Annotated in this window: 9 protein-coding genes, 1 pseudogene and 1 riboswitch; of the genes and pseudogenes, 3 read left to right on the top strand and 7 right to left on the bottom strand. The window is 60.4% G+C overall.

Going from position 1 to position 10,875, the window contains the following annotated elements; genetic code table 11:
- Window positions 1-292, bottom strand: a pseudogene (locus tag B5P46_RS22150) (sugar ABC transporter substrate-binding protein); the annotation flags it as partial.
- Window positions 293-703: 411 nt separating this feature from the next.
- Here B5P46_RS22150 and queC point away from each other — a divergent pair.
- The 3 genes from queC to queE are packed head-to-tail and all read left to right on the top strand — an operon-like array spanning window position 704 to window position 2,495.
- Window positions 704-1,414 (top strand): 7-cyano-7-deazaguanine synthase QueC, encoded by a 711-nt coding sequence (queC, locus tag B5P46_RS22145; RefSeq protein WP_129420606.1) that lies wholly within the window; start codon window positions 704-706, stop codon window positions 1,412-1,414.
- Window positions 1,414-1,770: a 6-carboxytetrahydropterin synthase QueD gene (gene queD, locus B5P46_RS22140; RefSeq protein WP_129420605.1), complete on the top strand. Its 357-nt coding sequence runs from the start codon at window positions 1,414-1,416 to the stop codon at window positions 1,768-1,770. The genes queC and queD overlap by 1 nt, the downstream gene beginning before the upstream one ends.
- Window positions 1,767-2,495, top strand: coding sequence for a 7-carboxy-7-deazaguanine synthase QueE (gene queE, locus B5P46_RS22135; RefSeq protein WP_129420604.1), 729 nt, complete (start codon window positions 1,767-1,769; stop codon window positions 2,493-2,495). The genes queD and queE overlap by 4 nt, the downstream gene beginning before the upstream one ends.
- Window position 2,496: 1 nt before the next feature.
- Here queE and B5P46_RS22130 read toward each other — a convergent pair whose 3' ends face one another.
- From B5P46_RS22130 to B5P46_RS22105, 6 genes are all read right to left on the bottom strand, one after another.
- Window positions 2,497-3,723: an adenylate/guanylate cyclase domain-containing protein gene (locus B5P46_RS22130; RefSeq protein WP_129420603.1), complete on the bottom strand. Its 1,227-nt coding sequence runs from the start codon at window positions 3,721-3,723 to the stop codon at window positions 2,497-2,499.
- Window positions 3,724-3,826: 103 nt separating this feature from the next.
- On the bottom strand, window positions 3,827-4,801 hold the full coding sequence (gene nrdF / locus B5P46_RS22125) for a class 1b ribonucleoside-diphosphate reductase subunit beta (protein WP_129420602.1): 975 nt from the start codon (window positions 4,799-4,801) through the stop codon (window positions 3,827-3,829).
- A 172-nt stretch (window positions 4,802-4,973) separates the two neighbouring features.
- Window positions 4,974-7,178, bottom strand: coding sequence for a class 1b ribonucleoside-diphosphate reductase subunit alpha (gene nrdE / locus B5P46_RS22120; RefSeq protein WP_129420601.1), 2,205 nt, complete (start codon window positions 7,176-7,178; stop codon window positions 4,974-4,976).
- Window positions 7,157-7,564, bottom strand: coding sequence for a class Ib ribonucleoside-diphosphate reductase assembly flavoprotein NrdI (gene nrdI, locus B5P46_RS22115; RefSeq protein ID WP_129420600.1), 408 nt, complete (start codon window positions 7,562-7,564; stop codon window positions 7,157-7,159). Before nrdI ends, nrdE begins: the two co-directional genes overlap by 22 nt.
- Before the next feature lie 9 nt (window positions 7,565-7,573).
- On the bottom strand, window positions 7,574-7,795 hold the full coding sequence (nrdH, locus tag B5P46_RS22110) for a glutaredoxin-like protein NrdH (RefSeq protein WP_018243700.1): 222 nt from the start codon (window positions 7,793-7,795) through the stop codon (window positions 7,574-7,576).
- A gap of 264 nt (window positions 7,796-8,059) precedes the next feature.
- A riboswitch (cobalamin riboswitch) is annotated at window positions 8,060-8,285 on the bottom strand.
- A gap of 241 nt (window positions 8,286-8,526) precedes the next feature.
- Window positions 8,527-10,830 carry a heavy metal translocating P-type ATPase gene (locus B5P46_RS22105; protein ID WP_129420599.1) on the bottom strand — a complete coding sequence of 768 codons (2,304 nt, stop codon included), beginning with the start codon at window positions 10,828-10,830 and terminating at the stop codon, window positions 8,527-8,529.
- Window positions 10,831-10,875: the final 45 nt, after the last annotated feature.

The following is a 10,875-nucleotide window of genomic DNA, read 5'->3' as shown; positions in this document are numbered from 1 at the left end:
AATCGAGCACGGTATAGCCCAGCATCTGCGATGCTGTCGGATAGGTGCCGGCTGCAACCATCGCCTTCAGCGCCGTCATCGCCGCATCGCCGCCACCGCCGGCAACAGGCACGTCCTTCCAGGCAAACCCTTCCTTCGAAAGATCCTGCTTCAAGACGTTCAACGCCGCCGCCTCACCGCCAGACGTCCACCAGTGCAGCATCTGCACTTCCTTGACGTCGGCGGCGCGGGCCGCACTGAGGCCAGCCATCATCACGACAGCAATAGCTGCCGAGCTCAAAAACTTGCGCATGAATTTCCTCCCATTTGCAAATCGGCGGCGGGACCCTCCCTGCCGCCCGATGCCTCCGCTCTTGCAGCGGTCAGCATACGGCCGCGCTCCTCCGCGCGGTTAACAATTTAAAACGTTATAAGGCCTTGGTCGTCAAGTCCTTTCTCGACTCCCGAGAAAAATATGGTTATTACGGCATCTATTTGAATTTTATATGAATTTTCTGATGAGCAATGGAACGACGGCGGCCGGCGAGATCTGGACGCCGAGGATCTGCAGCTCCTGCTACCGCCGCAGATCAACTTTCCGATCGATTAGCTGCTCGGCGGTGAAATCCTGGCATTTAAACTGTTTCCATGGCGCGTGATTTCCCCTAGAAGCGTGCGCGTAATCCGGTCGCAGCCCACCCGGTCAAAACAAGGGATCCAAAATATGAAAACCATCGTCGTCTGCTCCGGCGGACTGGACTCCGTTTCGCTTGCCCACAAGGTAGCAGCGGAAAAACAGCTTATCGGTCTGGTCTCCTTCGATTACGGCCAGCGGCACCACAAGGAGCTCGATTTCGCCGCCAAATGTGCGGCACGGCTCTCCGTTCCCCATCATATCATCGACATCGCCAGCATCGGCGGTCATCTCAGCGGATCGGCCCTGACCGACAATGTCGAGGTTCCGGATGGCCATTATGCCGAGGAAACGATGAAAGCTACCGTCGTGCCCAACCGCAATGCCATCATGCTGGCAATTGCTTTCGGCCTGGCTGCCGCGCAAAAAGCAGATGCCGTTGCCGTCGCCGTGCATGGCGGCGACCACTTCATCTACCCGGACTGCCGGCCGGGCTTCATCGATGCCTTCCAGCGCATGCAGAACGAAGCGCTGGAAGGTTATGCCAGTGTGAAACTGCTTGCACCCTATGTCGACGTTTCCAAAGCAGCGATCGTGGTTGACGGCACGAAACACGGCACGCCGTTTTCGGAGACCTGGTCCTGCTACAAAGGCGGCGAACTCCACTGTGGGCGCTGCGGAACCTGCGTGGAACGCCGCGAAGCGTTCCATCTCGCCGGCGTTCCCGATCCCACGGAATACGAAGACCGGGATTTCTGGAGAGCGGCCGTGTCGCGATACTCGGCCACGGAGGCGCGTTGATGTATCGCATCACCAAGGAGTTCCATCTCTCCGCCTCCCATCAATTGGATCACCTGCCTGCCGATCATCAATGCGCTCGGCTTCACGGTCACAACTACATCGTCGTTGTCGAACTGGCTTCCGAAAGCCTGAATGATGATGGCTTCGTCCGTGACTATCACGACCTCTCGCCGCTCAAGCGCTATATCGACGAAACTCTCGATCATCGTCACCTGAACGACGTCTTCGGCCATTCGAAAGTCACCTCCGAATTCCTGGCAAGGCACTTTTACGACTGGTGCAAGCAGCGCTTCCCGGAGACATCGTCCGTTCGCGTCAGCGAGACGCCGAAAACCTGGGCGGAGTACAGGCCGTGAGTGGCGGAACCATTCGCGTCAGCGAGATCTTTGGCCCGACCATACAGGGTGAAGGTGCGTTGATCGGGCTGCCGACGGTGTTCGTCAGGACAGGCGGCTGTGACTATCGGTGTTCCTGGTGCGACAGCCTGCACGCGGTCGACAGCGCGTTCCGGGATCAATGGATTCCCATGTCCACTGAGTCGGTCTGGCTTAAGGTCACGGAACTCTCTGGGGGCAAACCACTGACGGTTTCCCTTTCCGGAGGCAATCCGGCGATACAGCCGTTAAGGCCACTGATCGAACTCGGCCATTCCCAAGGATACCGCTTTGCACTGGAAACACAGGGAAGCGTGGCCCAGGCTTGGTTTCGCGATCTCGATATCCTGGTCATCAGCCCCAAACCGCCGTCCAGCGGAATGCTGACAGACTGGGACCAGGTGGATCACTGTCTTCAACTGGCCGCCGGCGGACCGGAGGTCGCATTGAAGATTGTTGTCTTCGACGATACCGACTACGAATTCGCCCAACGGGCGGGTCAGCGCTATCCTCAAATTCCCTTGTTCCTTCAGCCCGGCAATCATACGCCGCCGCCGCCCGATGACGACGACGCCCGCATTGATATCGACGGCGTGATGGATCGGATGCACTGGCTTGTCGACAAGGTGACGGCCGACCAATGGTTTGCAGCCCGCGTGCTGCCTCAACTGCACGTGCTGCTTTGGGGAAACAAGCGCGGGGTCTGAGCTACCTGCTCTCTGGAAAGGCGAAGACATCGACGGGCTCTCCAAGCCCGCGCAGCGGGAAGGTGCCGAGACTGTCCATCTCTTCCGCACAGCCCGCCATGTCGACGAAGGCCCGCGACAAGAGCACCGGACGCTTGACCTCCTTGGTCAGGGTTTCCAGCCGCGAGGCAACATTGACCGCCGGGCCGATGACGGTGAAATCGAGCCGCCGGCGCGAGCCGATATTGCCGTACATGACGTCGCCGACATGCACGCCGACGCCGTAGCGCAGCGGTTCGCGTCCGTTGCCCGCATACTGCTGGTTCAGTTGCGCCATCAACCCCTGCCCTTCGCGGATCGCCTGCAGCAGATCGTGACAGGCCGTTTCCTTGCTCAGCGGGAAGATCGCCAGCAATCCGTCGCCCATGAACTTCAGGATCTCTCCGCCATAGCGTTCGATCGGGTCCGACATGGCGTCGAAATAATCATTAAGCAGATGGATGACATCGTCGCGCGGCCAGAGATCGGAGATCGCCGTAAAGTCGCGCAGGTCGCAGATCATGATTGCCGCACCGACGGTCGCACCGCTGCCACGCGTCGTGACACCCGCCAGGATCTGTTCGCTCGCATGCGGTCCCACATAGGTCTGCAGCAGCGTGCGCGCCATGATGTTCTTCAACCGGATTTCGCTGACGAGCGTCAGGGCCGGCAGCAGGTCGCGCAGGAAATCGACATGCTCGCTCGCAAAACCGCCCGGCCGGCTGGTGGAAAATGTCGCGACGTGCCGTTTGCCGAAAGTATGCTCGACCGGCCAGGCGATATACTCCGTGAGGCCGTCGTCGCGCAGTTCCTGATAGAATGAATCTTCGTCGCCGTCGGCTGTGTCTTCCAGCCGTCTACGGACCTCCTCCGCACCCTGATGGATCGCATTGACGGGACTCTTCAGGAACTCCGGCGTATTTTCGACACCATAGGCGAAAGTGTTGATCGTCGCCTCCGTGAGCCCCTCCTTCCAGAGGATGCGGGCACCGATCCATTGCGGATGGTTCGTCCTGAAATGCAATGTTGCCCGCGCCACTGGCACTCCTGATGCCAGCAGCTTCTCGCACATTTCCACCAGGATGTTGTCGATGAACCGCTCGCCGCGCGTCTCGTTCACCAGCCAGTCGAGGATCCGTCTCCTGCGGATCGGCCAGACGCCTTCGTCCGCCTCGACGGCAGTCCCGGCCTTGTTCAAAACAGACGACATCAAAAACTCCCGCTACGCTACATCATCGGCGAGTGCCGAATTTAGTTTCCGCTGAATGTGGTCGATAGGGGAGCAAATAATAAGGGGAGACGGCGATTTAGTCTCAGAAATCCCAGTCCTCGTCTTCGGTCGCCACTGCCTTGCCGATCACATAGGAGGAACCGGAGCCGGAGAAGAAGTCGTGGTTCTCGTCGGCATTCGGCGAAAGCGCTGACAGGATTGCCGGATTGACCTTGCAGGCCTCACCCGGGAACAGCGCCTCATAGCCAAGGTTCATCAGCGCCTTATTGGCATTGTAATGCAGGAATTTCTTGACGTCCTCGGTCAGCCCGACGCCGTCATAGAGCGCTTCTGTATATTTCGCCTCGTTGTCATAGAGCTCGAGCAGCAGCTCGAAGGCGAAATCCTTGATCTCCTGCCTTCTCTCCTCGCCGAGCCGTTCCAGCCCGCGCTGGAACTTGTAGCCGATATAATAGCCGTGCACCGCCTCATCGCGGATGATCAGCCGGATCATGTCGGCCGTGTTGGTGAGCTTAGCGCGGCTCGACCAGTACATCGGCAGGTAGAAGCCGGAATAGAACAGGAAGCTTTCGAGGAAGACGCTCGCAACCTTCTTTTTCAACGGATCGCCGGAGCGATATTGCTCCATGATCAGCGTCGATTTCCGCTGCAGGAACTCGTTCTCCTCCGACCAGCGATAGGCATCGTCGACATCGGGCGTCGAGCACAGCGTCGAGAAGATCGAGGAATAGGAGCGCGCATGCACCGCCTCCATGAAGGAGACGTTGGAAAGCACCGCCTCCTCATGCGGCGTCGCCGCATCTTCCATCAGCCGGATGGAACCGACGCCGTTCTGGATCGTGTCGAGCAGCGTCAGGCCGGTGAAGACGCGGATGGTGAGCTGCTGCTCGGCCGGCGTCAGCGTTGCCCAGGAGGGAATGTCGTTGGAAAGCGGCACCTTTTCCGGCAGCCAGAAATTGCCCGTGAGCCGGTTCCAGACTTCGAGATCCTTATCGTCCTCGATGCGATTCCAGTTGATGGCGCGCACGCGAGAAGCGGGTTTGATTTGCATGTTCATTAGGTGGTCCCTCTTGAGGAGTATGTCTGGGCGCCCCCTCATCCGCCTGCCGGCACCTTCTCCCCGCTGGGGAGAAGAGACTTGTGGCAGCGTCATCCCCAACCAAGTCCCCTCTCCCCAGCGGGGAGAGGGTTAGGGTGAGGGGGCTTCTGGCTCGATGCCCGAAATCAAATCACAGCGTGCAGGATACGCAGCCCTGCACCTCGGTGCCGGACAGCGCCATCTGGCGAAGGCGGATGTAGTAGATCGTCTTGATGCCCTTCTTCCAGGCATGGATCTGCGCCTTGTTGATGTCGCGCGTCGTTGCCGTGTCGCGGAAGAACAAGGTCAGCGACAGGCCTTGGTCGACATGCTGGGTCGCCGCCGCATAGGTGTCGATTATCTTCTCCGGCCCGATCTCGTAGGCGTCCTGATAATAGTCGAGATTGTCGTTGGTCATGAACGGCGCCGGATAGTAGACGCGGCCGATCTTGCCTTCCTTGCGGATCTCGATCTTCGAGACGATCGGATGGATCGAGGAGGTCGAGTGGTTGATATAGGAAATCGAGCCCGTCGGCGGCACCGCTTGCAGGTTCTGGTTATAGAGGCCGGAGGCCATCACCGCCTTCTTCAGCGCGGCCCAATCTTCCTGCGTCGGAATGTGAATGCCTGACGTCTCGAACAGCGCCCTCACCGTCTCCGTCGCCGGCTCCCAGAGCCGGTCGGTATATTTGTCGAAATATTCGCCGGAGGCATATTTCGAGTTCTCGAAGCCCTTGAAGCTCGTGCCGCGTTCGACCGCCAAAAGGTTCGAGGCGCGGATCGCGTGATAGGTCACCGTATAGAAATAGATGTTGGTGAAGTCGACGCCTTCCTCGGAGCCGTAGAAAATGCGTTCGCGGGCGAGGTAACCGTGCAGGTTCATCTGGCCAAGGCCGATCGCACGGCTCTCGTCGTTGCCCTTCTCGATCGAGGGAACCGAGGAAATGTGACTCATGTCGGAAACGGCCGTCAGCGCCCGGATCGAGGTCTCGATCGTCTTGCCGAAATCGGCCGAATCCATTGCCGCCGCGATATTCAGCGAGCCGAGATTGCAGGAAATGTCCTTGCCGAGATGTTTGTAGGAGAGGTCGTCATTATATTCGCTCGCCTCGCTCACCTGCAGGATCTCAGAGCAAAGATTGCTCATGCTGATGCGCCCGGCGATCGGGTTCGCCCGGTTCACCGTGTCTTCGAACATGATGTAGGGATAGCCGCTCTCGAACTGGATTTCGGCAAGCACCTGGAAGAATTCCCGCGCCTTGATCTTCTTCTTGGAGATGCGGGCGTCGTCCGCCATCTCGCGGTACTTTTCCGTCACCGAAATTTCGGTGAAGGGCACGCCATAGACGCGCTCCACGTCATAAGGCGAGAACAGGTACATATCCTCGTTGTTCTTGGCGAGCTCGAAGGTGATATCGGGCACGACGACGCCGAGCGACAGCGTCTTGATGCGGATCTTCTCGTCGGCATTTTCGCGCTTGGTGTCGAGGAAGCGCATGATATCGGGATGATGGGCATTGAGATAGACCGCACCTGCCCCCTGGCGCGCGCCGAGCTGGTTGGCGTAGGAGAAGCTGTCTTCGAGCAGCTTCATCACCGGGATGATGCCCGACGACTGGTTCTCGATATGCTTGATCGGCGCGCCTGCCTCGCGGATGTTCGTCAGCGACAGCGCCACGCCGCCGCCGCGCTTCGACAATTGCAGCGCCGAATTGATCGACCGGCCGATCGATTCCATATTGTCCTCGACGCGCAGCAGGAAGCAGGAAACCAGTTCGCCGCGCTGCTTCTTGCCGGCATTGAGGAAGGTCGGCGTTGCCGGCTGGAAGCGGCCGGAAATGATCTCGTCGACCATGTCGCGGGCAAGGGCCTCGTCGCCGCGCGCCAAGGCCAGAGCCACCATGCAGATGCGGTCCTCATAGCGCTCGAGATAGCGCTTTCCGTCGAAGGTCTTCAGCGTATAGCTGGTGTAATATTTGAAGGCGCCGAGGAAGGTCGGGAAACGGAATTTCTTGGCATAGGCCTGGTCGAACAGATCGCGCACGAAATTGAAGGAATACTGATCGAGAACCTCCTGCTCGTAATAACCCTCGGTCACGAGGTAATCGAGCTTTTCCCTCAGATTGTGGAAGAACACCGTGTTCTGGTTCACATGCTGCAGGAAATATTGCTCGGCAGCCATTCGATCCTTGTCGAGCTGGATCCGCCCCTCATCGTCATAGAGGTTCAGCATCGCGTTCAGCGCGTGATAGTCGAGGGTTTCGGCCGCCTTCAGCGGCCTTTCCCCGGCGGGATGAGCAAAAGTGTGATGCGGTTTTGCGCCCGCATCCCGCGTCAGGTTTGTTGCCGTGTCCAAAATCGTTCCATTCCGTGTTTGACCTTGGCAACGTCGTCTTCGGTGCCGATAAGCTCGAACCGGTAAAGGTACGGCACCTGGCATTTCTGCGAGACCACGTCGCCGGCGAGCCCGTATGTCTCGCCGAAATTGCTGTTGCCCGCGGCAATTACGCCGCGGATGTGTCCGCGGTTTTCCGCATCGTTGAGGAAACGGATCACCTGCTTTGGAACGGCGCCGCCCTTGCCGCCGTCGCCGCTATAGGTCGGCACGATCAGCACGAAGGGTTCGCGGATATGGAACGCGTCTGCGCCACCTGCCGGAATGCGCGCCGCGCGCAGTCCGAGCTTGGCGACGAACCGATGAGTATTCTCGGACCGGCTGGAATAATAGACGATCAGCCCCATCGCCTTTCCTCAGGAAAGCGCGCTGATCATGTCGGGGCGGAAGCCCGCCCAATGCTGCTCGCCGGCGATGACCACAGGCGCCTGCATGTAGCCGAGGCTGCGGACGCGATCGAGCGCTTCGGCATCCTGCGAAATATCGACGATGTCATAATCGACGCCCAACCGGTCGAGGGCGCGGTAGGTGGCAGTGCACTGGACACAGGCAGGCTTGCTGTAGACGGTAATGGTCATGATATTCCTCGTGACGACGCGATTGGGCGCAGGACATCGATCGGAAATCTGCCGATATCCGTCGAAAAATTCTCTGATGATTTGAGCTATGCGGCTGTTTAGCCGCTGGGCGTACTCCGCCCTCTACCTCTAGCGGGTGGCGGCCTGAACTGACATACTGACATGACTTCACCCCGAAGTGGCTGATGCGGAGGCTCGGGCCTGCGAAACGCGATGCGGAGATTCCCCGCAGCCATGCAACGCGACCTTCCGGACACCCCGCCCGTGGACGTTTTGTTCGAGGCAGGTCTCCTGGCTCACGGGTCAAAGCACCCTGCCCCAGCCTTCCCGGAGCATCATGCTCCAGTGACCTGAAATCGGACAGTTGCTCACCGCTTACAGTTGCGGGGGCAGCTCCGGCATTGCCGCGCCATGATGGCGAAGCGCACCGAATTCCCGTCTTAGCCATCGATCCCTACGAATCGATGGAACCTTGAACACTAGATATAGTACGCCAATCCAAATTCGCGTCAACGGATGGTTTGTGCATTGCGTTACGGCAGGTTTGAAATCGCTGGGTTCCTGTGAAAAACATGGATAACCAAAGCTTAAAGAAAGCAGACTGTGGAGAAAGCCCTGACGAGGAGAGCCGACCTATGGCCGGTCCCGCGATTTCGATTCGAGATCGGGCCCGAATCGTCGATGGGACATCCCGCCGGTGACGAGCGCCGGAGGGATGAAGTCAGGAATGTTTATATCTTTATCCGAAGCAACCGCAGCGCGTTGATCGTCACCAGCACGGTGGCGCCGGTATCGGCGAGGATCGCCAGCCAGAGCCCGGTGATACCAGCGATCGTCGTCACCAGAAACACCGCCTTCAGCCCGAGTGCGATGATGATGTTCTGCAGGATGTTGCGCATCGTGCGTTTGGAAAGTTCGATCATTCGCGCCACGTCGCCGACGCGTCCGTGCAGCACGGCCGCATCCGCCGTCTCCAGCGCCACATCGGTGCCGCCGCCCATGGCGATGCCGATATCGGCCGCGGCCAGCGCCGGAGCATCGTTGATGCCGTCGCCGACCTTGGCGACGATGAAACCCTGGCGCTTCAATTCGCCAACGACCCGCTGCTTGTCCTCCGGCATCATCTCGCCGCGCCAGTCGATGCCGAGCATGCCGGCAACGGCTGCTGCCGTCCGCTTGTTGTCGCCGGTCAGCATCAACGCCTTGACGCCTGCTGATTTGAGGGCAGCGAGCCCGGCCTCGGCATCCTCACGCGGCTCGTCGCGCATGGCGATCAGGCCGGCCGCAACACCGTTGACGAGCAGCACCGACACGCTCTTGCCCTCGTCGTTCAGCGCCGTGATGCGTGCATCCTGTTCCGCGCCGAGCGTCCCTCGCTCGCGGGCGGCAGGCGGCGACAGCAGATCCAGCGTCTCGCCGCCGACCTTGCCGCTGACACCCTTGCCCGGCAGCGCTTCCAGCTCGAAGGCCGGCGGCACGGGAACGCCGTCCGCCTTGGCGCGGTTGAGGATCGCCAGCGCCAACGGATGGCTGGAACCCTGCTCCAGCACCGCCGCGCGCGACAGCACCTGCGCCTCGCTCAGACCGAAGGCAATGATGTCGGTGACCTGTGGCCTGCCTTCCGTCAGCGTGCCTGTCTTGTCGAAGGCGACCATCGTCACCTTGCCGAGCGTTTCCAGCACCGCGCCGCCCTTCATCAGCAGCCCGCGCCGCGCACCTGCCGAAAGCGAGGCGGCGATCGCCGCCGGCGTCGAGATGACGAGCGCGCAGGGGCAGCCGATCAAAAGGATGGCAAGGCCCTTATAGACCCATTCGCCCCACGGCCCTGCGAACAGCAGCGGCGGAACGACCGCTACCAGCGCTGCGACCACGACGACGCCGGGCGTGTAATAGCGCGAGAACCGATCGATGAAGCGTTCGGTCGGCGCCTTCGATTCCTGCGCCTCCTCCACCAACTTGACGACGCGGGCAATGGTATTGTCGGCGGCAGCCGCCGTGACGCGAACCCTCAGCACCGCATCGCCATTCACCGTGCCGGCAAAAACGACGGCATCGACTCCTTTTCGTACCGGCGTGCTCTCACCCGTCACCGGCGCCTCGTCGATCGCGCTCTCGCCGGAAATGATAATGCCGTCCGCCGAGATCCGATCGCCAGGACGAACCATGATGATGGCGCCGACCGAAAGGCTTTCCGCCGGCACCTCCCGCGTCTGCCCATTGTCTTCGAGCAGCGCGGTCTTCGGCACCAGCGCCGTCAGCGACTGGATGCTTTCCCGCGCCTTGCCCGCTGCCACCCCTTCCAGCAGCTCGCCGACGAGGAACAGGAACACAACGGTTGCCGCCTCTTCACCGGCATTGATGATGACGGCGCCGACGGCGGCAATCGTCATCAGCATCTCGATCGAAAACGGTGTTCCCGAGAAGGCGGCCACGATGGCGCGCCGCGCGATCGGCACCAGCCCGATCAGCATGGCGATGATGAAGGCATAGGATGCAATCGCCGGCACGAGATGGCCGACGGCATAGGCGGCAACGAGGGCCGCCCCCGAAAGGATGGTCAGCCGGCCCTTCCTGCTCTGCCACCAGGGACCGGTCATGGGTGCATAGTCGTGCCCGTGCAGCCCCTCGATTTCCCTCTCGCCATGACCGTGAGAACGGTCATGGTCATGACTTGCGTGATCATGGCTATGGCCTGCATGAGCGTGGCCTTCATGGTTGTGGCCCGCATGATCGTGGTCATGGCCGGCGTGATCGCGGTGATCATGTCCATGGTCGTGACGATGCCGCGAGCCCTGGGTATGCGCAGGCGCAGTGGTTCCGGCAAGCGGCGCGACGGAATAGCCGAGCCCGGTCACCTTCTTCTCGATCGCCTTGAGATCGCTGCTGCCATCGTGCCGAACGGTCATCGTGCCCGCCATCATCGAAACGGAAACATCGGCGACACCCGCCACGCGTCTGACCGCCGTATCGATCTTGGTTGCGCAGGCGGCGCAATCCATGCCGCCAACCCGGTATCGTGTCTCGCTCTCAGCCATGATCCGCTTCCTTGTCAAACAGAAGCATCTCTCCTACATCCTCTA

Source organism: Rhizobium leguminosarum, assembly GCF_004123835.1.
GTDB lineage: Bacteria > Pseudomonadota > Alphaproteobacteria > Rhizobiales > Rhizobiaceae > Rhizobium > Rhizobium leguminosarum_M.
This window is presented reverse-complemented; position numbering and strand designations above follow the sequence as displayed.